The following is a 23,436-nucleotide window of genomic DNA, read 5'->3' as shown; positions in this document are numbered from 1 at the left end:
GCCCGACAAATCGAACTCTCTTGCGCATACCCATCCGCATCTGGTTGCCGAGTACGCTGATGATAACGAGCTACCAGCCGATCAGGTGGTCGCGGGGACCAATAAAAAACTAAAGTGGGTCTGCAAGAAATGCGGGTACAGATGGGAATCAATGGGAAGTAATCGAGTGGCAGGTAAGAGCTGCCGAGCTTGTGCCAACCACATTGTCAAGCCCGACAAGTCCAATTCTCTCGCTCGCATGTATCCAGAATTACTTGAGGATTATGCCGACGATAATGAACAGCTACCAGATGAGGTTGTCGCTCACACCTCGGCAAAACTCAAATGGAAGTGTCACACATGTGGGTATAGGTGGGTAGTTCCAGGAAATAAACGCGCACGGGGTGACGGTTGCCGTGCTTGCGACAACAAAGCTGTCAAACCCGACAAATCAAACTCTCTTGCATATCTGTATCCCGACCTGTTTGCCGAATACGCTCCTGAGAACGACCTGCCAGCGGATGAGGTTGTCGCAGAGACAGAAAAGAAGCTCAAGTGGGTATGCAAGAAGTGCGCGTATCCGTGGGAGGCGGTGGGAAGCTCACGTATTCGAGGCCATGGTTGTCCACTGTGCGGGATAAAAAAAGCCCGGGAAACCCGAAGGAGGAACCGAGTGAAATAAATTACTTTTAGTCAGCACAAGGCGATGCTCCGGCATCGCCTTTCCCCTTGATAAATCGAGGGCACACATTGTGACCCGCGCCTCTTTCCGCTACAATCAGAAACATGCACGAAAAGAAACGCGAAAAACTCTCCACCGACCCCTACAAGGGCGTGCGGGATTTTTATCCGGAGGACGAGCGGGTGCAGAACTATATATTTGGCGTGATGCGGCGGGTAGCCGAGTCATTCGGCTACAGTGCCTACAGCGCCTCGGTGCTGGAGCCCGCCGAGCTCTACCGCGCGAAGTCGGGGGAGGAACTCATAGGGGAGCAGATGTATGTATTTACCGACCGCGGCGGCAGGGAGGTCGCGCTCCGGCCCGAGATGACGCCCTCGCTCGCGCGCCTCGTTGCAGGGCGGCGGCGCGAGCTCGCGCTTCCCCTACGCTGGTACACGATCGCCAACATGTTCCGCTACGAGCGGCCGCAGAAAGGGCGGCTGCGCGAACACTGGCAGCTCAATGTGGACTACCTCGGCGAAGGCGGCGTTGCGGCCGAGGCCGAGATCATCGAAATCGCGCAACGCATTCTCCTCGAATTCGGCCTCACGCAAAAACAGTTCTCAATCAAGCTCAACAACCGCCGCATTGTGCCGCGCGTGTTGGAGAAGCTCGCGGCCGATAGCGGGATCGCGCTTGAGCCGGAAAAAACAGCACAGCTCATCGCGCTCTTCGACAAACGTGGCAAACTCGAAGTGGAAAAATACGAAACCGCGCTCGACGAGATCGTTGGCTCGACGCTCGCGCGAGTGATACTTGATCGCTATACGGACGAGCGCGTGCAAGAGACGATCCTTGCAACCGAGGAAGGCAAGGGTTTCCGTGAACTTTTTGAGGTACTGCGCGCGCGCGGCATCGAAAATATCGAGCACGACCCCTACCTCGTGCGCGGTTTCGACTACTACACCGGCATGATTTTCGAGGTCTTCGACACCGGCGGCGAGAACCGTCGCTCACTCTTTGGCGGCGGCAGGTATGACGACCTTACCGCGCTCTTTGGTGTCGAGGGAGTCCGCGCGGTCGGCTTTGGCATGGGGGACGTTACGATCCGCGACGTGCTTGAGACGTATCAACTGTTTCCGAAAGACTTGCGCAGCAGCTCCGTGGCGCAACTTTGTGTTTGCCCCCTCGACGATCGCTTTTTTGCGGAGGCGACGACGCTCGCCGGCAGCCTGCGGGCGGCTGGCGTACGCACCGTCGTAGACTACACCAGCCGTAAAATTGGAGACCAGATTAAAAAGGCTGTGAAGGACGGCGTGCCGTACATCCTATGCTTCGGAGAGGAGGAGGTGAAAACGAAGCAATACAAAATAAAAGAGTTGGCGACTGGGAAAGAAACGCTGCTACGGGAACATGAACTAGCTCGAGCAATAGTACAACTCCACATGTAATATAAAAGCTCATACATTGTATCTTGTATAACGACTGCGAAACTTAAATTCGTTCCAAATACAAGATACGATATACAAAATACGCGTTGAACTTATGAGAAAGATTGTTCTTGATCTCGAAACCAAAAACTCGTTTCAAGACATTGGACGACGCGACCCTGCAGCACTCGATCTCTCCCTTGTGGGGATCTACGAGAGCGCGACCGACTCCTACCAGAGCTTCCTTGAGGATGAGTTGCCACGACTCTGGCCGATCCTCGAGCGCGCAGACCTGCTCATCGGCTTCAACATAATCCATTTCGACATCCCGATTCTCGACAAGTACTACCACGGAAATCTTCGCTCGCTCCGCACCCTCGACCTCCTTCGCGAGGTCGAGGGTGTCCTCGGACGACGCATCGGCCTCGACGCGCTCGCGCACGCAACCCTTGGCACAAATAAAAGTGCGCACGGCATGGACGCGATCCGCTGGTGGCGAACGGGCGAGATCGAAAAAATCCGCCGCTACTGCCTCGACGACGTGCGCATCACGAAAGAACTTTATGATCACGCGCTGTCGCACGGCGCCCTTGCCTTCGAGACTGGCGGCGAAAAGCGCTCAATCTCGCTCGACGTTTCAAGCTGGGAAGCGCCAGCTGCAGCCGCGGCGCCGATGACCATGACGATGCCGTGGTAGCTGCAAGAAAAAATTTCCAATTTTCAATTTTGCAATTTTCAATCAATTTTCAATGTTTCAATGACTGAGTGACGAACGTCGTCGTGTTTGAAAATTGAGGAATTGAAAATTCAATGAAAATTGAAAATTGAAAATTTGACTCCTGTGCCTTTCTCTCTCGCCAATACGACCCGCTCGCAGCGGCCGCCGCTCCCCTACCGCGCTCTTGCCGAGAAGGTACTTGGCGCGCGCTATGATCTCAGCGTCGCTCTTGTCGGCGACGCGCGCTCTCGCGCGCTGAACCGCCGCTACCGCGGCAAGGACAAGTCAGCGAACGTGCTCTCGTTTCCGCTCGGAGAGAGCGCAGGCGAGATCGTGCTGAATCTACGCGCGGCGCGGATGGATGCGCCGCGCTTCGCTCGAACATACCGCGCCATGGTCGCTACCCTGTTTATCCACGGATTGCTCCATTTGAAGGGACTCGCACATGGGCGTAGAATGGACAAACTGGAGCAGACGCTCATCGCGCACTATGTCTCGCCGTCCGTCACTCGTCACCGGAATTGATATCGGCTCGCGCCACGTACGCGTGGTGATTGCCGAGCGCGTACCGGGAAAGAGCGCGCCGCACATCATCGGCCGCGGAAGCGCGGAGTCGAAAGGCCTGCGTCACGGCTACATCATCAACATCCCCGACGTCGTGCGGAGCGTCCGCGCAGCACTCGCCACCGCCAACCACACCGCCAAAACCTCCGTGCGCGGCGCCTACCTTGCGGTCGGCGGCGTCGGGCTCGAAGGCGCTGTCGCGAGCGGTAGCACCATTGTCACCCGCGCGGATTCCGAGATCACTGAAGTGGACGTCAAGCTCGCACACGAGGCCGCCGAGAATAATATCCCCGCGCCACTTGCGGCAAACCGCAAAGTAATCCACGCGGTGCCGCTCCAGTATAAAATTGACAACAGAGAGGTGCTCGGGAGGCCACTCGGCATGCACGGCATGAAACTCGAGGTAAAGCTTCTCTTTATTACCGCGCTCGAGCAGCATGTGAACGACCTCATCGAGGCGGTGGAACAGGCAGGCGTCGAAGTGCTCGACGTGATGGCTTCGCCGCTCTCGGCAAGCTTCGTGACGCTCACCTCAGCGCAGAAAATCGCGGGTTGCGTCCTCGCGAACATCGGTGCTGAGACGCTCTCGATCGCGATCTTTGAGAGCGGCATCCCAATCTCGCTTCACGTCTTCCCTATCGGCTCGACCGACGTCACGAACGACATCGCGCTCGGCTTCAAAATATCACTTGAAGACGCCGAGGAAGTGAAGCGCAGCGGCACGGGCTCGCTCGCCTACCCCGAGCGGGAGCTTCATACAATCATCCGCTCTCGGCTCAGCGACATGTTCGCGCTCATCGAAGCACACCTCAAAAAAATTGGCCGCGCCGGCTTACTCCCCGCAGGAATCCTCATCACCGGCGGCGGCTCGGCATTTGCGTCTATTGAAGAGCTCGCGAAAAACGCGCTCCGCCTCCCCTCGCGCGTCGCGGTGCCGAACCTGCCTGGAAACACACAGGGTGAACTCCGAGATACCACGTGGTCCGTGGCCTATGGCCTATGCCTCTGGGGGCTTGCCGCAGAGAGCGACGAGGAGCCCATGGGTATCCGCGTCGCCCGCCGCGCCAAAAACAAACTCCTCGACTGGCTCAAACAATTTTTGCCGTAAGGCCTTCTCTACGGTAATTCCTCACACCTATCCCAAGACTTCGTAACAAAGCCGTCATTGCGAGGAGTGGAACGGAGTGGAGCGATCCCACGCTGTGCTCTGGACAGGCTCCGCAATCCAGAATTACGGCTCAACAACTGGATTGCTTCGCTGCGCTCGCAATGACGAGCGTGAGCGGTTACTCTCTACGCCCGTGACACTTTTCGATTTTTCTGCGCCTGTCCGAGCAAATAAAAGGTCTTACCGCCAGCGACGAAAAGTACGTCTGCGTCTTTGAGCGCCTGTGCAACATCCTCCGAAGTTTTTCCAGTGAGCGTGTAATCAAACACGTCAAACCCCGCGCTCGTGAGCGCGTCGCGATCTTCTCGCAGCCACCATTTGTCACCCTGCTCCGCTTCCGAGGCGGTTAGGATAAACGCGCACTTCTGGCCAGCGACCGGCTTGTCGAAATGCCGCACAACGCTATCCATGACCATGCCAGCAGAAGATGTGAGAAACAATTTTTTTTCATAAATCAAAAACGGCTCTGCAGAATTGTGTGGCGATCTATTTTTTCTGAATTATCTGGATACCGAGGTCTCTACAAATCTTTTTTGCAAGAAAGCTGTTAATCTCGTTATGCCGTGGAACTGTCGAACTTCGCTCTTCTTTCGGGTTAACAAAACAGAATGCCTCCTTCCTTCACGGACCAAGAGGCACCCTTGCTCGTGCAGATAGCGCAAAAATATAACGCGCCTCATAAAACTTAGGCGGGAACTGCGATGCGAATGGATTCGCGAAGCGCATCCACAGCCTTGCCAATGGCAAGGGCGTGATTGGTCTCAAAAATCAATTGGAGCGCTTCTTTAAGATTCTCTTTGGCCTCCTGTAGGGTTCGTCCCTGTGTATTGACGCCTGGAACTTCTTCCACCCACGCTACTATCCCCCTGCCTCGTTTTTGATAAATTGCAGTAAATTCTCGTTGCTTCATGGTCTCATTGTATACGCTTGGATTGATTATGCAACCAATGCGATACACCCTCATCAGGATAGTCGTCTAAAAACTACTCCTTCCTTATTTTATTGCCCATGGCACTTTTTATATTTCTTACCGCTGCCGTCCGCCGACGCCCATACTCGGGCTTTGGCGGACTCCGCTCACTGCCCCTTTTCTCAAGCATCTTTGCCGTGGCAGTGTTTGTATTTTATCGGACGGCCATCAGGGTGTTTCGCTCCGCACGGGCAGGGGTCGTTGCGGCCCACGTTTGTTTTGCCCCCGCCTCCTCGTTGCGCTCCGAGACGAGACACGAGAGCCGCCTGCGGCGAGAGGCGCACCTCGCGAGTAAACGTAGGCGTGGGTGCACTTTGCACTACTTCCCCGGCGAGCTCACGCGCCGTATCGGCGAGGCCGATCACGCCGCCGCCGGAAAGCTGGATTCGTGAGCGCGCCGCGCGGGCGGCGCGCTCACTCAGGGCGAAGGCTTGCGGCGCAAGGTGCGGCAGAAGTTCTGCGATGTGGTCGTTCGTCGCCGCGAGCATCTCGCGGAAGAGCCGCGTTCCCTCTTTCTTGTACTCGACCAGCGGGTCACGCTGGCCGTAGGCTCGAAGCCCCACACTCGAGCGCATGTAGTCCATCACCTCAAGATGCTGCATCCAAAAATAATCTACCGTTTGGAGCATGAGCCGCCGGAGCGCGGCGAAAAACTGCTCCTCGCCGAACTCCTCGCGCTTGGTTTGGAGTGAGCCCGCAAGCTCTTCACCCTCGCCGACCACCTCGTCGAGAAGTCCCCGAAGCTCCTCCGCGCTCCCTTCGAGCACGGTGTGCCGCCGCGCATAAATCGCCTGGCGCTGTTTGTTGAGCACGTCGTCGTACTCGAGGATCCGCTTACGCGCATCGAAGTGAAAGCCCTCGATCTTGGTCTGTGCCGACTCGAGCGCCCGTGAGATGAGCTTGTTCTCGATCGGTTCGTCTTCGGGGATGCCGAAACGCCCCATCATATTTTTAATCATGTCCGAGGCAAAAACGCGCATCAGCGTGTCCTCGAGTGAAATGTAAAACTCAGTTTCCCCCGGGTCTCCTTGCCTCCCCGCGCGGCCGCGGAGCTGATTGTCAATTCTACGTGCCTCGTGCCGCTCGGTACCGAGCACGAAAAGCCCACCGAAACTTTTGATCTCCGCCGCAGCCTCGGGACTTGCCGCAGCGCCGCCGAGTTTAATGTCGACGCCGCGTCCAGCCATGTTCGTCGCAACAGTGACACTCCCCCGCCCGCCGGCCTCAGCGATAATCTCACCCTCACGCTCATGATTCTTCGCATTGAGGATCTCGTGTGGTACGCCCGCCTGCTTGAGATGCGCGGAAAGAAGTTCGTTTTTCTCGATTGAAACCGTGCCGATTAAGACGGGCTGTCCGCGCTCGTGGAGCTCTTTCACCCTTTGTGCGATCGCTCTGAATTTGCCGCGCTCGGTCTGGAAGATAAGATCATTCCGATCCGCTCGGGCAATAGGCTGGTTCGTCGGCACTGCCACGACTTCAAGGCCGTAGACTTTATAAAACTCCTCGGCAGACGTGAAAGCCGTGCCAGTCATGCCCGCAAGCTTCTCATACATGCGGAAGTAATTCTGATACGTGACTGAAGCTGCGGTGCGTGTCTCCTCCTTCACGCGCACGCCCTCCTTCGCCTCGACCGCCTGGTGCAGTCCCTCGCTCCAGCGGCGGCTGGGGAGCATCCGGCCGGTGAACTCATCCACGATGATCACCTCTCCGTCGCGCACGACATATTCGCGGTCTTTCTGGTAGAGTGCTCGCGCCCGCACCGCGGTCTCGAGATGGTGTACATAGGCGATACCGGCGTCCGTGTAAATGCTCCCGACACCAAGCGCGCGCTCCGCCTTCTCGATGCCGCTCTCGGTGAGCGCGATTGATCGGAACTTTTCATCGAGCGTGTAATCCTCACCCTCGATAAGATCGCGCGCAATCGCGGCAAAGCGATCGTACAGCCGCTCGGATTCCGCGACCTGCATTGAGATGATCAGCGGCGTGCGCGCCTCGTCTATCAACACCGAATCAATTTCGTCAACGATCGCAAAGACGTGGCCGCGCTGCCGAAGCTCCGCGGCAGCGAGCGCGGTATTGTCGCGCAGATAATCAAAACCGAATTCGCTGTTCGTCCCGTACGTGATGTCCGCGGCGTACGCCTCGCGTCTACTCACCGGCCGCAAAAATTCATGCACCACCCGAAAATATCCTTCGATGTCGCGTTCTTCATCCAACGCGTCACCACTGTCTGAAATTTGTTTTTTGGAATTTGGAATTTGATTGGAAATTGGAAATTGGAAATTGGAAATTCCACCTGCTCGATTCGCGCTATCACTGCGATGCAGAGGATCATAAAGGTAGCTCGCATCACTCGTGATGCATCCGACAGAGAGCCCAAGCAGGTGGTGTATTTGTCCCATCCACACCGCATCTCTTCGCGCGAGATAGTCATTCACCGTCACAATATGCACGCCGCGCCCTGGAAGCGCATTGAGATAGCTTGGCAGGGTCGCAACGAGCGTCTTCCCCTCGCCGGTCTTCATCTCGGCAATCTTACCCTCGTGCATCGCAATACCGCCGATGAGCTGCACATCAAAGTGCCGCTGGCCGAGAGTGCGCCGCGCGGCCTCGCGCGCTACCGCAAACGCCTCGGGAAGAAGCGACCCGAGCGCCTCGCCCCTCTCGAGCCGTTCTCGAAACAGAGCGGTTTGAGCCGCGAAATCAGCCTCGCCGAGCGCCCGGTACGTCTCCTCGAGTGTGTTAATCCGCTCGACGCGTGAGGCATATTCCGCTCGCACGCGGCGCTCGGTATCGCCGCCAAATAATGTTTTAAGGAGAGACATCGCGGACTCTATCGTAACACAAAAACGGCACACCCTCCATGAGAATGGAGGGTGTTATGATGCGTCGCAGGCCGCAGATGTGGCGGCTCTGAGACTTCTTACTTCCTGCGCTTCGATGAGGTCTTTCGTTTCGGTGCAACCTTCTTCGCCGCGGGCGCCTTGCGTCGTTTTGCCATGATCATGGAAAGATTGACTGGTAAGGGGCGCGACAATTACCGACCATATGCATACGCGCAATAAAAAAATTTATCCGAGCGCTCTGCACGATGTTACTTTGATGTCGCGCGTGATACATACAGTATCCTGCACGAACATCGAAAACACAAATTACTTTTTCAAAAAATGTGGATAACTTTTGGCGCGCCTACTCTCCACTCTCTACTTTCCACTCTCCACTCTCTTCATTTAAATTTTCATTTTCTATTTGCTCGCCGTTTTCCGCTTTCGCTTCTGGCGTCGAAGAACTCATCGACGCATCAAGAGTCGACTCTACACTTTCTACGCTCGACGTTTCGTTCTCTACTCTCGTATCTTTTTTCTCATCACTCTGCCCCTCGATTCCGAGCAGCACGCCGCCGAGCTCACCGCGCACGCTCCGCGTGAGCGCGCTGAAACTTTGGCTAAGCGCGCGGAGCGGTGAAAGTGTGTCCTTCACCGTCTGCGCGCTCGTGCTGACGCTGCCCACATCCGCTCTGCGGGCGCCCGATAGCGGCTGCATAAAACCAACAAACCAAGCGCCCACGATAAGCATCGCTAGGACTCCGGCGCAGACCAGCGCCACGCCGCGGCGTTTTTCTTCAGGGAGATCGTAGAGGCGGTCGAGCATAAAAGACCGAATTTCCAATTTCAAAATAATCAATTTCCAAACAAATTCCAATTTCCAAATTTTTAAATCTCAAACACGGCAAACGTTCGGGTTTGGAAATTGAAGCTTTGAGATTTGGAAATTACTTGGAAATTGTACGCTTGGAACTTGGAAATTCGACAAAATTATTCTCCTCCGACCGGCGCAAGCACGACGATCTGGCCAGCGCTGTCCGCGATGTCCTTCCGGCGCACCGTGAGCTTTGATTCCATCTGCGTTTTTTCGACGCCACCCTCCTTCAGAAAAGTTTTCACCGCGTCTTTGTGCTCGCCGTGACGCATGGGGATGATGATCCGCGGCTCGAGCGAGACGGCGAGCTTGTAAGCATCCGCAGGAGAGAGCACCTCGCCGCCCGCTATCGGTATGAATAGGACGTCAACGTCAGCAAGAGTCTCGAGCACGGGCGCAGGGAGACTCGCCGTATGGAGTCCGGTCAGTATGCAGAGATTCGCACCCTCAAGGGTAAGAAAATAAATCGTGCGGCTACAGCCGTCCGGCGCGCGCGGCGCTTCAAATCCTTTAATCGCAATATCACGGATCTCGTACTCCCCGGGGCCGCGCACAACGAACGGCTCCTTGCCGCCAAAGGCAACCTCCGAGGCGCCGTTGTGGTCCGCGTCATTCATCCCGATAAGGACGATGTCCGCGCCGAAACGCGCGCTCTTGTACCGCGAACTCTTTGCTATCGGATTTATCGCAATGACGACATCCCCGAACTGCACCTTGAAACACTCGTGTCCGTAATACGTAATCACCATACGCCATCATTCTCGCAAAAAAAACATCACGGCGCAACACGCACGCACCGCCCAAAAGGTTTTGAGTCAGGAAACAACCAATGCCCCGTCCATAAATAAATTCACCGACATCGTGCTCAATGCGTGCCCTGATGCAGCTTGGCGCGGAATGAGCGAATCCGAAACCCGATCGAGATACGATGAGGATTCGCGATTGAGCACGAGTTGCATAAGGGTGCCGAGTGGGTGCGAGATGGGGAAGTTATTTATGGATGGGGCCTAAGCTACGGGCTATCTCGCGAGCACGCCCTGCGCTACCAAGAAATCTCGGATGTGTTCAAACATTTTCTGGTGACCAACGGCGTTCGGGTGCAGGCCGTCGATCAAATCTTCCGGCGCAAGCACATTGAGCATGTCGAGGTACGGAACATGCTCCGCGAGACAGACGCGAGCGAGCGCTTCGTGATGCTCTATGACGCTTTGGTGGCGAAAATCAGCGCTGGATTCCTGCTCTGCGGCGACCGCAGATTCATCAATTATACCGAGGCCGATCCAAAAAACAGCTTCCGAAACCTCTCGCACGCGGCGTATCAGCGCCGATGCGTTTTTCCGCAAACGCTCCACCGAAACCCGCGGGAGACCCGTCTCCGCGAGGCGCGAGCTGTCATTGATACCCGCGGCAAAAATGCTGATGTGCGGTTCGCGCGCTCTACATTCCGCATCAATCCGCTGAAGTATATCATCGGTCGTGTCTCCCGGAATGCCCAAATTATACACCCAGAAGTATTCATCAAACCCGGAAGCAATCGTTCGCTCGTGAAGATGACGGCGAAGCCGGTCCACCCAGCCGCCTTCAGTGTCCCACGCGCCGTAGGTGATACTGTCTCCCCAAATACAGATGTTTTTTGTCGCCATGGGTTTTTTAGAAAACAGCATCCGTCAGACGAGAGAAGAAACGCGGTCGTTCTAAGCTACGAAGACAGTACCGTGTCGCCGATGAAGAAGGTGGACTACCGAGGATTTAGCTTGAACCAAATTATACAGGAATTGCAGTGGTGGCACCAGTTGAAAATGGAGATCGGTGTTGATTTGGTGGCTTAAAATAAGGACCGCCGCGCATACTACCCACGCCAGCGCTTCCCCGCTTCCGCAGCCATCGCTTCCGTGCGCTTGCCGTACTGGGGAGATTTTCTATTTTCTTTCTACTTTTTCGAACCGACCCCCAGACCCAAAAATCGGGTACCTGCTTCCTTCACCATACAAAAGCATGTGGGACCCAAGAACGCGGACGTAGCCATCCCCAGCCCGACGATACAGAGTCAGCAAATTTGCGAAGTAATCGCTCACACCTATCACAATGCTGTGTCATAGAGCCGTCTTTGCGAGGAGCGGAGCGACGAAGCAATCCAGAGTCAGTACGCAAAACCCCTGGATTGCTTCGCTCCTTTCAGTCGCTCGCAAAGACGGGTGTGAGTGGTTACTTTGCGAAGATTAGACAAACCATAATTTGTATGCTATATACAATACGGATTAAGGAGGATTGAAATACCTTGCATAAGGAGGACGCCTAATGGCAGAACCCCAGCCGATGTACCTGTTTACCCGAGGCGAAGGCGGTATATTCGCAGAAGTGTACTTTCCAAAAAAAGTTGAGTATCAGGCGAGAATTTTTGACAGTCTGAGAGTTGGGTATCAAGAACAAGAGGTAAAGACGTATCTGGACGAAAACGCAGAAGGGCTTCTCATAGAGCTGGCCGCTTATATAAACCTTTTTGATCCGTATCAATATGGTACGATGGAACGGCCGGAAGCTCCGGAGTCATCACTTGAGCGAGTCAAAAAACGCATCGCGATGTACCGATCGCCATTTCGTGGGTGGTCTATGTACGAGGTTGACGGGATGTTCTTTAACCGCCGAGGACGGATTTACGAAGAAAGGACGCAAGTGATCCGCCTCATGTTCCGGTTCAGGAGTAGGTATGTGCGCCAAGCACGGCAGGCGAACGCGACTGATGCACTTCGCTCTATTTTGCTCCTCGCCATCGGCGAGCGCGGGTTGCTCGCCACCGAAGAAGTGTGGGGCGAAGCAAGCAGAGAGCGTTACCTTGCGGCGCACGAGCCGTGGGAGGATCAGGGGAAGAGGAGATTCGTGGAGCGGTACTTTACCCGTGTTTGTCAGGACGTGGGAAAATGGATAGACGATTGTGCGCTGTTTGTCTTCGGGTATCTGGTGAGAAAATTCTCGCAACCACAACACGTCCTTGATATCGCGGGCATCGAAGAGGAGATATGGGTGATGAGTTTCTTTGATATGACGCTGAACGTGGTACGGAAGTCACCACAGAGAACCGTGATCGAGAGGAGGCAGGTATGATTTCACCGGAGATCGCACAGCTTGTGGTTGAACTCGCAAGGCTCATCGGGGAGAGAGAGAGGAAAAAGGCAGAAGCGGAACCGGAAGTATGTCTCGTGGCGTTACTGAACAGGATGAGGTCGGATTTACGGGAGATTTCTGCCACGCTTGGGTTGACCGTCGAGTTTTCTTTTTTTGATGGATCTCTCAATAAAGCCCGCGAGTTTCTAGAGTCGCAGCAGAACACAACTACAGAACACAGGTCGGAGTGATTGTGTGATGAAAAGGAGGCAAGTAAGTCCTATAGTGTGCAAACTTAGAAAGGGAGTCGTACATGCCGGAACATCCAGACGAACTGCCGCCCCGACTTTCGCCAAAGGCATGGGATATGCTCCGTGCAATCTACCGTTCCTATGAGACCGAGGATGAACTTCTCGCTGATCCGGACAATCGGATTGAAGAACTTCTCCTATGTATTATCGATAACGCGCGAGATCAATTCAGTGGATTAGAACCTTCACTGGATTCTGCGTGCAAGAAAGGAGCAATAAGTTATTGGAAGCGGGAAAGAGCGAAACGGTTTGAGGAGCTTTTGAACAGAAAGCCGCTCGGATATCGGGACTTTCGTGATCCGGTTCGCATTGAGTATGGGTTACAACTCCATCGCGGCGGGTATAAAGTATTCAAGCGTTAGTGAAGCCCGCGAGTTCCTAGAGTCTCAACAGAGCATAACCTCGGAGCACGAGCAACGATGATGCTCCCTGATAGCGCGCTCGTGTTTGCCATGCGTGCGCGCTAAAAAGAAAGGGACGAGCCGCTACGGTTTCAAAGACCGTAGCGGCATTTCAGCTAACAAAAAAATCCTTGTTGTTCCCATTTTTGTTGACTGTTCCAAATTTTTCATTTTTCATTCGCCACTTTTTTCTTCCAACGTATGAGCTCATCAAAGAACGTAATCGCTAGTAATAGTACGAATACAAATCCTGTAAAAAATAGCAGTGTCGAGAAGTTAAAAGTGATTCCCTTATTATTGATAAATAATGACATGAATCCCGCTAGTGAACTAAACACAACATAAGAGACAAGCAGTAACATGGTCCGGTGAAAGGTGCGATTGATTTTTGCAACAAGTTTGTGAGAGAAGTGAAAAAAGATGACACCAACTGTTATAAAGATACCGACATAGATTCCTTGGAGAAAATCCCAAAACGACGACGAGTATAGCCCAATGATGTAGGCCCACAGATTTTTTAGGAAGTATAACAACGAAAGAAAAATTACCAATGAGAGAGTTTCTTTCAAATTTACAGCCCACTTTGATCCGTAATGCTTCTCAACGTCAACCGAGAAATTAAGGAAGCTGATAAAGAGAACGCTGCAGCTAAAAGTAATGACGACCAACCATACGAATTGGATGTTGGATAGAGCCTGTCGTGCGTCAACATTTTCTGGAGGGGTAATTGATAAAAACAATGCTCCAACGCCAGTCAATATCCCTACGAGCTGAATGAGATGTTTCTTTTGCTCCCAGTAATCTTTGAACATATAGTCGCACGCAATTAGGGACGGATAACGGAGATAAACACATCCTCAATGGCGATGCTCCAATTATCTCCAAGTGGCAACCAGAGCCTCTGCTTTGGTGAAAATGGTATATCGGCCGCACATAGCGCAATTATACACACCCCCGCTGCTTTGACAGGTGAACGAGCGTTCACGTATACTCTGTAGCGTGACTACGCTCAATCAACAGCGCAACAAAATCGCCGCGTTTTACCGCACGCACCGGCGGATGCCGTCATACTCGGAGATTGCCGCGCTTATGCGCTATAAGTCCAAGAACGCGGCGTACCGTCTCGCGTGGCGGCTTATTGACGCCGGAGTGATCACGCGCGATAGCTCCGGAAGGCTGCTCCCCGCGCGGCTCTATGGCGAGACGCCGCTTCTCGGGCTTGTAGAGGCGGGTTTCCCCTCGCCTGCCGAGGAGGAGCTTGTGGACACCATGAGCTTCGATGACTACCTGATTGAAAACAAAGAAGCGAGCTACATCCTCAAGGTGAAAGGCGACTCTATGATAGACGCGGGCATCTGCGAGGGCGACATGGTGATCGTGGAGCGGACGGAAAATCCGAAAGTCGGCAGTATTGTGATCGCCGAGGTTGACGGCGAGTGGACCATGAAGTATTTGCGCAAGCGCGGCGAGAGGCTCTACCTTGAACCGGCAAACAAGGCGTACAAACCAATCGTGCCGAAGGAGGCCTTGCGCATCGTCGCCGTTGTAAAAGCCGTGGTGCGCAAGTATTGAGCATGGAACAGCCGCTCTCACTTCAGAGCTTCCCGCGCGCTTTTCTCCACATAGACGCGGACGCGTTCTTTGCCTCCTGCGAGCAGGCGGTGAATCCCGCGCTCAAAGGGAAGCCCATCATCACGGGAAAAGAGCGCGGCATCGCCTCTGCGGTGAGCTACGAGGCGAAGGCGCTCGGCATCAAGCGCGGCATGAGCATACGGGAGATCAAACAGATTTGTCCCGGCATCATCCACTTACCGTCCGACTACGAGACGTACAGTCTATTCTCAAAGCGGATGTTTTCGATTGTGCGGCGCTATACCGCGCTCGTCGAGGAGTACAGCATAGACGAGTGCTTCGCAGAGATTACCGGCCTGCGCAGGCCGCTACGCATGACGTACATAGAGATAGCGCAGCGCATCAAGCACGACCTCGAAACAGAGCTTGGGATTACATTCTCTCTCGGCCTCGCGCCGACGAAAGTGGTGGCGAAAATCGGTTCCAAATTGCGCAAGCCCGCCGGCCTTGTCGTTATCTCCGGCAAGCATCTGCATGAGTTTCTCGCGAATGTACCGATAGGTGACGTGTGGGGTATAGGTGAACAGACCACCGCCTACCTCGCGCAGTTTGGCATCAAGACCGCGCTCGACTTCGCTCGAAGAGACGAGCGATGGATCGCGGCTACAGTAACGAAGCCCCATCGGGAGATATGGCACGAGCTCCGCGGCACTGCCGTGCTCCCACTTGAGCTTGAGGAGAAGCACGACTACAAGAGCATCAGCAAAACCAAGACGTTTACTCCGCCAACTTCCGAGCGGGCGTTTATCCTCGCACAGCTCTCGAAAAACACGGAGAACGCGTGCATAAAAGCGAGGCGGCACGGCCTTGCGGCGCGGCGCGTGTTTTTCCTGCTCCGCACAGAGGTGTACCGACACGTGGGCTACGAAATCCGCCTCTCCCGCCCCACGGCGCTTCCGCAGGAGATCGTGGCCCTGATAGACGCCGAGCTCAACCGCGTGTACTCGCCGCACGAGAGATACCGTCTCACCGGCGTCGTTCTCTCAGACCTCATCGCGAGCTCTGTGCGGCAGATGGATCTCTTTGGCGACACTCTCCACGCGCTCACACTCTCGAAAGTATACGACGCGGTTGATGCAGTAGATCGCAAGTATGGCAAACACACGGTGTTTCTCGGTTCGAGCTTCAAAGCTATCGCGGGGCAGCAACACTGCGGCGAGCGTGCCGAGAGCGCACGCCGCAGCACGATGCTTTTCAGAGGAGAATGCCCCCGCCGTCGGCTCGGGATACCGATGCTCGGGGAGGTGAGATGATGCGCTTCGTAAAAAGTCGGTGCAGCTAACCCAAAAAAACGTGTGGCGTATAGCGTGCATCACTCGATTTGGGACAATATATCTACTGCATCATACCCATGTGAGTCAGACCTCCAAGGGGGTTTCTCTTAGACATGGAAAGAGAAAAGCAACCAGAGGCTGTGAAGCATGGTTGCTTTTGGTTGACCCAACAAGTTGTGACCACCCTTTGAGACACCTTGCGGGCTGTATTAAAGTGTGCACCAGTTTAGGACTGGCCCAAACGGAACAGTCGAGTTCCATCGCGTACGTGATTTGGAAGCGACTTTCCTTCTAACGTTCCCCTCCGGTAGCGCTCCGGTCCTCTTCGTCACCATGATCGTCCTGCTTGCCTTTGAGAACTGAGGCTGCACTGGAACGGCCTTGAGTGTCCGTGACTTCATTGTTGTTTGTGGCCACATATCTCCCCCATAGTTTGCCGTCGTGGTGCACGAACTCGAATCCTTCTTTGCCAAACTCTTTCTTGAGCCTGGTCATGGCATCACCAGCAGCGCTTGGCTTCGCATAGACTTGTATGCGATACCAACGGTTAGCCCGCAGCTTCAAAGCCCGCGTGATCGTGTACCATTTGCTAGCCTTGTATCGCTTAAAGGCTTCGGGTGATGGCTCCTCAAGCACTAAATGATTGAGGACCTCGCGTGGAGTGATTCCCTTAGCAAAAGGGTTGGGGTTATGACTACTGCTGTTGGTTTCTTTTGGCAAGATAACCTCCTCTCATTACAGTCGATAAGAAGAACCCGCTATGACTTTCACATGTTGTTCAGGAAAGGGTGGTCTACATGAAAAGAACTGCGTTTGATGACAGTAGCGTATCATATCTACAAGATTTGTCAATCTATCAAAAATTTCCGGTGGCACTGCTTTGATCTCTCGCAGGACCTCCGGCCGCGGTTCCAAAAACTGCTGTTCCCTGCCGGACTGCCGTATGATCGGGAAAAAGGTTTTCGAACCGCAAAACTAGGGCTAATCTACGAGCTTAATGCCGTCTTTGACGGCACAAAATCATCGTTGGTGGACCGTACCGGATTCGAACCGGTCGCCTCCTCCATGCCATGGAGGCGCTCTACCAAATGAGCTAACGGCCCGTATCGCCGTGCTCGATACCGTTCAACACCGAGTGTTGAACAGAACACGGCAAATCGTTTGAATCAGTTATACGCACAGTATAGACTGTCGCTATGAAAATACAACTGAACTGAACATACTGCTGTGTGGAGCGGGGGTGCTTAAACATCAAAACTGCTATACAATTTGGCTATTGTGTCAACGATACAGACTAAACAATTTAAGGTATTCTGCGATAAGAAGCTATCTGTCTAGACCTCTGTCTAGACCTCGTGTCCTCGATGTACTTCCCCACTAGAAAAAGGATAATCGTATGGACGCACAAGAACGGTTGGACATGGATGCCCTACCAGAAATTTCAGTACCGGAAGAACTCGTGTGGGAGGGAGACTTCGCTGAGTACCTTTACAAATGCGTTGACTACCCCCCGACTATCCGCACTGCACACCAGCGCCTCGCAGACTCGCTCGCGCATTACGGCAGGGAAGAATATACTTTCTTGCGCCGAAAAGTGGTGCGCTATAACGTCTTTGACGATCCATTTACGCCCGACCACCGCCACGCCATCTACGGCAGGAATGTGGACCTCTCACTCATGCGCATCATGCGGGTGTTTCAAGCCGCCGCGCACGGCCTCGGGCAGGAGAGACGTATGTATCTCTTGCGTGGCCCGGTAGGTACTGCAAAGAGTACCTTTGCGGAACTCATTGCGCTCACGCTTGAAGATTATACGCGCAAGCCGGAAGGGCAGCTCTTTAGCCCCTACTGGATCGTCGAACCGGACGACGAGGAAGGTATCGAGATCCTCGGTACATCCACACGTCGCTTCGAGAGAAATCGACGTGACTGTCCCCTTCACGAGGAGCCGCTGCGTGTCCTGCCGCTCGATATCCGAGAACAAGTACGCAGCTACATCGCTGGTAGAGCCGCGGAGAAAGTACCGAATCTCTTTTCCGTCGAGGGAAATCCCTGTACGCTCTGCAACTCGATTTTCCGCAAGTTCATGCGGCGGTACAACCATAACTGGAAAACCGTCGTGGAAAAACACCTGCGCACACAGCGGTATGTGCTCTCAAAGACGCTCCGGCAAGGTATCGTGATCACGCGGCCGAAGTCAGAAAAAGACCAAGACGTCACCGAGTTTCTCGGCTCGACTGACTACGCGAACCTCGGTGCTTTTGGCTCGCCGACTGACCCGCGCACTTTTGACTGGGCCGGACACTACATGGCGGCAAACCGCGGCGGGCTCCTCTTCGAGGAACAGCTCAAATTCGCGCTCCAATTTCTCTATGACTGTCTCGGCGCGTCGCAAGAGCACCGCGTGCAGCCCCGAGGGTTCACCGAGGTCGACGTTGATCTCTTTATCCTCGGCACCACGAATGAGCCGGAGTATAAAAGGCTCCTCCAGGATGACAAGATGGAGGCGCTGCGGGATCGAATGATCGTGGTGGATATCCCCTATATCCTTCGGCTCTCCGACGAGGTAAAGATTTACCGAAAATTCTTTACCCCAGAGCGCACCGGTGGCAAGCATATGGCTCCGCGGACCATCTATTATGCCTCGTACTACGGGCTTGCGACGCGGCTTGAGGAGCCGAAAAAGGCAAACCTCACGCTTCGCGACAAAATTAAGCTCTATGACGGCCGGCAGGTAGTGGGCTTCAGCGAGGACTCAATCCCTGAGCTCCAGAAAGAAGCGGAACGCGAGGGGCTCGAACCGGCAATATCGCCGCGCTATATTAACGACAAAATCTCAGCCGCGTGTATGGCCGAGGAGGGTGAGAAGTGCGTCAACTTCTTTTCCGTACTCCGCGAGCTGCGTGACGGCCTTAAGCACCACCAGCACATCACGAGCGAGGACCAGCGCAAGCGGTATGAGAACTTGCACGCGGCCGCAATGGCTGAAATGGAAGAGCATATTGCGGGCGATATCCAAGAGGCTGCGTCGGGTAGCGAGGACGAAATGGTCGAACTCTTTGAACGCTACATCAGCCACACGGCGGCGTTCATCAACAAGGAGCGCATCCGCAATCCCATCACGGATGAGGATGAGCAACCGGAGACGAGCTGGCTGGAGTCGATCGAGAATAAGATCGGCATTACCGACCATGCAGACTTCCGGCAGAAGGTCCTCAACCAGATGCAGCGGCATTCATTCCAGCGCGAACGCGATAAGACGAAATCGCCCTTCGACTACCGCACCGACGAACGCCTCTATAGTGCGCTCCGGCTCTTCCTCTTTGACCAGGTGAAGGAGCGGATCAACTGGGAACGGCTCATCGCACGAAAGACTATTGTCGATACTCGCGCTCGAGCCGGCGAAGAGAGTGAGGCGACTGAGAGTGAGCGCGTTATAGATCGCGTACGGCAGAACCTCATGACCCAAAAGTTCGGGCCGGAACGCGAGACATACTGTGAAGTGTGCGCTCAGGAAGTATTAGTATACTTCGCATCGGCGCTTGTTCGCACCAGAAAAAAGGAGGGTTAAGAGGACCACCTCCGCACACGTCCAGCAGAAGTTATACACTGCTGGACGTTTCCTATTACCTGGCGTATGGTTAGTATTAGTAGACACTGTAAACCCGTAGAACAGGGAGGACACTCTGATGAGTCGGCTCTTTGGCATACAACACGACGAAGAAGAATTTCTCAAGATGGCAAAACGGCGGGCGCGGAGCGATCTTGCTAAGTACCTACGCCGCGGGACAATACCCGCGAATTTGCACGGCAAGAAGCGCATCACCATCGCCATGGACTGGTTTGAAATCCCTTCGTGGCGCTACGGCTTCCCCAAAACGGGCGTCGGGCAAGGTGAAGGTAAACCCGGAGACGACCTGGGACCGACGCAGCCAGATGAGGACGACGGCGATGGATGCAAAGAACCCGGCGCAACTGGCGGTGGCCCCATATCAATAGACGTGGACGTCACGCCGGAGGAGTTCGAGGCTTTCTTCCAGGAGGCGCTTGAACTTCCGCGTATCAAGCCCAAAGGCGACCGGAGCATTAGCGAGGAGCGCGAAAAGTACAATACGATTTCGCGCGTCGGGCCAAAATCGCAGCTCCATGAGGACCGCACCTTTGAGGAGGCGATGAAGCGCTCGATCGCTGAGGGACTCTATCGGCCACCAGATAAGCTCGTCGTCGTTCCACACCCGAAAGATTTCCGTTTCAAGTCCTGGACGGTCATTCGTGAGCCAAAAAATAACGCGGCTGTATTCTTTATCCGCGATATTTCCGGTTCTATGGGACCCGAAGAAACGCGTGCGGCACGCTACCTCTGTGGCCTCTGCCAGTGGTGGCTGTCGAGAAACTACGACGGCATCGAGGTGCGCTACGTGGTCCACCACGGTGAGGGCTGGGAGGTCGATGAAAAGGAGTTCTTTACGATCCGCTCGGGCGGAGGCACCGAGGCGTCTTCGGGCCACGTGGAAGCACACCGCCTGGTCGACAAGCACTACCCGGTCGCGGACTGGAACATCTACTTCCTATACCTCTCGGACGGTTTTAATGCGAGCAACGACAACGCTCAATACGAGCGCATCCTGCGCGACCAACTGCTGCCGATCGCAAATCAATATAGCTATGGCGAAATCACCGCTGGTCGTGACTTTTGGGGGGCGTACGAGCGTTCAGGCGCATCGATCTTTTCTGCGCCGGGAACGATTGGGAAGCTGCTCGAGGAGAAATTCAAGGACGTCGAGACCGTTGCGCTTGCGGAGATTAAAAGCGGCGACGATATGTACAGCTCGGTGATCGACGCGATCAAGACATACTTTAAAAAAGGTCACTGAGTCATGGAGTCATGCGTGTACACGCTATTTGCCAGTGGGATCACTTCCCACTGGCAAACTTTTTTTTGTATGCTATAGTTTCTAGCAGAAGACACGACGGAAACTGATGGTTCGTTAAACGAACACACTGCTTGAGCGCAGTGCACATATAGTAGAGAGGGTGAACCGATGATTGAAGAATATGTATTTCCGACAGAATTGAAGCTCTGGAAGTATGAGATAGAGCGTCGAGCGCTCCGCTACGGCCTCGACCTCTCGCCAACGGTGTATACGATCGTCGACTTTGATGAAATGAGCGAAATAGTGGCGACGCACGGCTTCCCGGTCGTTCTCCCGCACTGGGAGCACGGCCAGACGGCAATCCATTACAAAAAACGTTCGCGCTATGGCCTCGGCCGCGTGATGGAAATCGTCGTGAACACACTGCCGGTCGTCCATGCATGTTTGTTGCGTCCAAACTCGCTCATAACGAACAAGTCGGTTATGGCACACGTTACGGGTCACGTCGACCTCTATAAGCGCAACGCGTACTTCTCTCCGACCAACCGCAACATGCACAACGTCATGGCGGACCATAGGATGCTCTTTGAGCGGTTCGTCGAAGAGCACGGCGAAGAGAAGGTCAAACAATTTTACGACACGGTGCTCTCTTTCCGCTGGTGCATTGATGCCCACGCTCCGTACCTGCGCAGGAGAGCGCGCCCGCTTTCTAATGCAGAGCAAGAGATCGAGCGGCGTGAAGAGTTGGTACCGAAACGAATACAGGTTCCGGAAGGTCTCCCTGAATCTTTCGATGAGTGGCTGAACCCGCCCGAGTGGATCGAGTGGCAGCGCACCAAGATTACCGAACGAAAGGAGCTTGAGCGCATCATTCAGAAAGGCCTCAAAATCCCGCCGGAGCCCATGTTTGATCTCCTCGAATTCCTCGAGTACGCTGCGCCACTTGAGCCGTATGAACGCGCGCTGATCGCGATTGTACGCCGCGAGGCATACTATTTCGCGCCGCAGATGCGAACCAAGGGCCTGCATGAAGGCTGGGCGTCGCTCGTCGAGGAGGACATCATGAGCGAGCATGGAGTCTTACAGGACTCCGAAGTGCTCACGTACGCGGAGGAGCTCGCAGGTGTCCAACGCCGACATCGCGGCGATTTGAATCCGTACCGATTTTTCTATGAGCTTCTGCGTGACGTGTGGCGTCGCTGGGATACCGGACGGCATGGCAAAGTCTGGGAGGAGTGCGAGTATGAGAGTGTGAAAAGCCGTTGGGACGAATTCGCCATATGCAAAAATCTGCTCGAAGAAGCGAGTGGAAATATGACGACATTTGCCGAGCGCTGGCGGGAATTTTCCGCATTCAAAACGGCGCTCGTCCGAGGAGAGCTCGGTTTCCCCAAAGAGTTCTTCATCCGCAACCTCTACACCAGTCGCGAGCTCATTCCGGCCTGGATCCGTTATGCAAACGCCGAGCAGGAATACACAGCGCTAAAGCAGCGCTTCAAAGAGATGCTGCCGTTTGAGGCCATCGTATCGGCACGCCTCGGGGAAGTGTTGCGTACCGACGAGGATGCCACGATGCAAGAATTGCGGCTCTCGAAGGTCCGCAGAGACGTCTATGAAGAAGCGGGACGGGACGACCTCTACCTCTGGACGCTTGAGGAAATACTCCGTGAGCTCAAAGCGCTTGAGACGCTGCGGAATTTCCGCGAACGTTTTGAGCAGGGCACCGTGGGCCGAGATGCTGCGCTCCCTATCCCGGAGGACTGGTTCACGTTCTCGCGCATGGTTCCCGGCCTGATCCCGGTCGGGAAAGGCCGAGAGAAAGTATTTGAGGTGTGCGAACTCTACGACGATCTCATGATTATTGACGAGTTCTTCACGCCGGAGTTTTGTCTCGAAAACAACTACTTTCTCTATAAAGCCAAGCCCGTGTGGGATTGGAGTAAGTATCCGGAAGTGAAACAGGAACATTACTTTTTTGAAAATCGTTCCTTTGAGCGCATTAAGCGCTCGCTTCTCTTCCGTTACACGAACTTCTATGCGCCGCGCATCACCGTTGTTAACGGCAACTACAACAAGAACGGTGAGCTCTACCTCAGACATGAGCATGCCGGCGTAGATCTTGACTCATGGTCGGAGAACGGGATGTTCATGCGCGATGTTCTTGAGCGACTCTTTAAGATGTGGGGTGGGCGATCAGTCCATCTTGAGACGATCAAGACAAAAAAGCCCGAAGAGCGGCCGTGGTGGTTTGACTGGCACAGTACGCAGGAGACCACCACTGACGAGCTTGAAGAGCTCACCGGCGAGAAGGTCCTCTACTCCTGGACGCCACAAGGCTACCAAGAAAAAACGCTCGAGACAATAAAGTTTCGCGCGCCGTTCTAAAAAGTGCGCCGCGAGTTGATTCATTCAACCCGCGGCGCCTCACTTTTTCGCTATTCCTCTCCTCGGTCAAAACCGACACGCTGTGGACCTAGGGAGAATCGAACTCCCGTACCCCGCGTGTCCCGATAAATAATACCGGACCGTTAGTGGACCGGATGAGGCTCGAACTCACAACCTCCCGCGTGCAAGGCGGGTGCTCTACCAATTGAGCTACCGGCCCGGTATTATTTATCGAGGATCCTCGATTTTGTTTTAAATTTTAATC

At 54.5% G+C, this 23,436-nt stretch carries 21 protein-coding genes, 2 tRNA genes and 1 pseudogene; 13 read left to right on the top strand and 11 right to left on the bottom strand.

The window, feature by feature from the left end:
* From Q8R39_01225 to ftsA, 5 genes are all read left to right on the top strand, one after another.
* Window positions 1–661: zinc-ribbon domain-containing protein (locus Q8R39_01225; GenBank protein MDP3735029.1), on the top strand; the 661-nt coding region annotated here is incomplete at its 5' end.
* 104 nt (window positions 662–765) lie between these two features.
* The gene (hisS, locus tag Q8R39_01220) at window positions 766–2,091 is read left to right on the top strand and encodes a histidine--tRNA ligase (GenBank protein ID MDP3735028.1); all 1,326 of its coding nucleotides are present in this window, start codon (window positions 766–768) and stop codon (window positions 2,089–2,091) included.
* A 94-nt stretch (window positions 2,092–2,185) separates the two neighbouring features.
* Window positions 2,186–2,767 carry a ribonuclease H-like domain-containing protein gene (locus tag Q8R39_01215; protein MDP3735027.1) on the top strand — a complete coding sequence of 194 codons (582 nt, stop codon included), beginning with the start codon at window positions 2,186–2,188 and terminating at the stop codon, window positions 2,765–2,767.
* A 144-nt stretch (window positions 2,768–2,911) separates the two neighbouring features.
* Window positions 2,912–3,313, top strand: a complete 402-nt coding sequence (gene ybeY, locus Q8R39_01210; protein MDP3735026.1) for an rRNA maturation RNase YbeY — start codon at window positions 2,912–2,914, stop codon at window positions 3,311–3,313.
* Window positions 3,279–4,460: a cell division protein FtsA gene (gene ftsA, locus Q8R39_01205; protein ID MDP3735025.1), complete on the top strand. Its 1,182-nt coding sequence runs from the start codon at window positions 3,279–3,281 to the stop codon at window positions 4,458–4,460. Before ybeY ends, ftsA begins: the two co-directional genes overlap by 35 nt.
* Before the next feature lie 185 nt (window positions 4,461–4,645).
* Here ftsA and Q8R39_01200 read toward each other — a convergent pair whose 3' ends face one another.
* The 7 genes and pseudogenes from Q8R39_01200 to Q8R39_01170 form a co-directional block, all read right to left on the bottom strand.
* Entirely contained in the window at window positions 4,646–4,960 is a 315-nt protein-coding gene (locus tag Q8R39_01200; protein MDP3735024.1) for a Type 1 glutamine amidotransferase-like domain-containing protein, read from the bottom strand.
* Between the two features lie 46 nt (window positions 4,961–5,006).
* Window positions 5,007–5,200 (bottom strand): annotated as a pseudogene (locus Q8R39_01195) (type II toxin-antitoxin system HicA family toxin).
* A 5-nt stretch (window positions 5,201–5,205) separates the two neighbouring features.
* Entirely contained in the window at window positions 5,206–5,430 is a 225-nt protein-coding gene (locus Q8R39_01190; GenBank protein ID MDP3735023.1) for a type II toxin-antitoxin system HicB family antitoxin, read from the bottom strand.
* A 182-nt stretch (window positions 5,431–5,612) separates the two neighbouring features.
* Window positions 5,613–8,318, bottom strand: a complete 2,706-nt coding sequence (secA, locus tag Q8R39_01185; protein ID MDP3735022.1) for a preprotein translocase subunit SecA — start codon at window positions 8,316–8,318, stop codon at window positions 5,613–5,615.
* A 364-nt stretch (window positions 8,319–8,682) separates the two neighbouring features.
* Window positions 8,683–9,144: a hypothetical protein gene (locus Q8R39_01180; GenBank protein ID MDP3735021.1), complete on the bottom strand. Its 462-nt coding sequence runs from the start codon at window positions 9,142–9,144 to the stop codon at window positions 8,683–8,685.
* Window positions 9,145–9,308: 164 nt separating this feature from the next.
* Window positions 9,309–9,941 carry an MBL fold metallo-hydrolase gene (locus Q8R39_01175; GenBank protein MDP3735020.1) on the bottom strand — a complete coding sequence of 211 codons (633 nt, stop codon included), beginning with the start codon at window positions 9,939–9,941 and terminating at the stop codon, window positions 9,309–9,311.
* Window positions 9,942–10,211: 270 nt separating this feature from the next.
* The gene (locus Q8R39_01170) at window positions 10,212–10,835 is read right to left on the bottom strand and encodes a GDSL-type esterase/lipase family protein (protein ID MDP3735019.1); all 624 of its coding nucleotides are present in this window, start codon (window positions 10,833–10,835) and stop codon (window positions 10,212–10,214) included.
* A gap of 655 nt (window positions 10,836–11,490) precedes the next feature.
* Between Q8R39_01170 and Q8R39_01165 the strand changes: the two genes are divergently transcribed.
* The 3 genes from Q8R39_01165 (at window position 11,491) to Q8R39_01155 (ending at window position 12,967) form a co-directional block, all read left to right on the top strand.
* A complete protein-coding gene (locus Q8R39_01165) occupies window positions 11,491–12,294 on the top strand; it encodes a hypothetical protein (protein ID MDP3735018.1) in 804 nt (267 codons plus the stop codon).
* On the top strand, window positions 12,291–12,545 hold the full coding sequence (locus Q8R39_01160; protein ID MDP3735017.1) for a hypothetical protein: 255 nt from the start codon (window positions 12,291–12,293) through the stop codon (window positions 12,543–12,545). The genes Q8R39_01165 and Q8R39_01160 overlap by 4 nt, the downstream gene beginning before the upstream one ends.
* A 62-nt stretch (window positions 12,546–12,607) precedes the next feature.
* Window positions 12,608–12,967, top strand: a complete 360-nt coding sequence (locus Q8R39_01155; GenBank protein ID MDP3735016.1) for a hypothetical protein — start codon at window positions 12,608–12,610, stop codon at window positions 12,965–12,967.
* A 206-nt stretch (window positions 12,968–13,173) separates the two neighbouring features.
* Here Q8R39_01155 and Q8R39_01150 read toward each other — a convergent pair whose 3' ends face one another.
* Complete coding sequence (locus tag Q8R39_01150; GenBank protein ID MDP3735015.1) at window positions 13,174–13,818, bottom strand: hypothetical protein; 645 nt, start codon at window positions 13,816–13,818, stop codon at window positions 13,174–13,176.
* 187 nt (window positions 13,819–14,005) lie between these two features.
* Between Q8R39_01150 and lexA the strand changes: the two genes are divergently transcribed.
* Window positions 14,006–14,578, top strand: a complete 573-nt coding sequence (gene lexA / locus Q8R39_01145; protein MDP3735014.1) for a transcriptional repressor LexA — start codon at window positions 14,006–14,008, stop codon at window positions 14,576–14,578.
* Window positions 14,579–14,580: 2 nt separating this feature from the next.
* Window positions 14,581–15,891, top strand: coding sequence for a DNA polymerase IV (locus Q8R39_01140; protein ID MDP3735013.1), 1,311 nt, complete (start codon window positions 14,581–14,583; stop codon window positions 15,889–15,891).
* A gap of 312 nt (window positions 15,892–16,203) precedes the next feature.
* Here the strand turns inward: Q8R39_01140 and Q8R39_01135 are convergent, their stop codons facing one another.
* Both Q8R39_01135 and Q8R39_01130 read right to left on the bottom strand, forming a co-directional pair.
* The gene (locus tag Q8R39_01135; GenBank protein ID MDP3735012.1) at window positions 16,204–16,632 is read right to left on the bottom strand and encodes a hypothetical protein; all 429 of its coding nucleotides are present in this window, start codon (window positions 16,630–16,632) and stop codon (window positions 16,204–16,206) included.
* 307 nt (window positions 16,633–16,939) lie between these two features.
* Window positions 16,940–17,015, bottom strand: a tRNA-Ala gene (locus Q8R39_01130).
* Window positions 17,016–17,308: 293 nt separating this feature from the next.
* On the opposite strand from Q8R39_01130, the gene Q8R39_01125 reads away from it, so the two are divergent.
* The 3 genes from Q8R39_01125 (at window position 17,309) to Q8R39_01115 (ending at window position 23,171) form a co-directional block, all read left to right on the top strand.
* The gene (locus tag Q8R39_01125) at window positions 17,309–19,483 is read left to right on the top strand and encodes a serine protein kinase (protein ID MDP3735011.1); all 2,175 of its coding nucleotides are present in this window, start codon (window positions 17,309–17,311) and stop codon (window positions 19,481–19,483) included.
* A gap of 118 nt (window positions 19,484–19,601) precedes the next feature.
* On the top strand, window positions 19,602–20,786 hold the full coding sequence (locus Q8R39_01120; protein MDP3735010.1) for a DUF444 family protein: 1,185 nt from the start codon (window positions 19,602–19,604) through the stop codon (window positions 20,784–20,786).
* A 168-nt stretch (window positions 20,787–20,954) separates the two neighbouring features.
* Entirely contained in the window at window positions 20,955–23,171 is a 2,217-nt protein-coding gene (locus tag Q8R39_01115) for a SpoVR family protein (protein MDP3735009.1), read from the top strand.
* Window positions 23,172–23,318: 147 nt separating this feature from the next.
* Here Q8R39_01115 and Q8R39_01110 read toward each other — a convergent pair.
* Window positions 23,319–23,391 (bottom strand) — tRNA-Ala (locus Q8R39_01110).
* Between the last annotated feature and the right edge of the window lie 45 nt (window positions 23,392–23,436).

It is taken from the genome of bacterium, assembly GCA_030697645.1.
Taxonomy (GTDB): Bacteria; Patescibacteriota; Minisyncoccia; order Phycocordibacterales; family VMGT01; genus JAUYPI01.
Note: the sequence above shows the minus strand (reverse complement) of the source record. Positions and strands in the feature narration are given on the sequence as shown.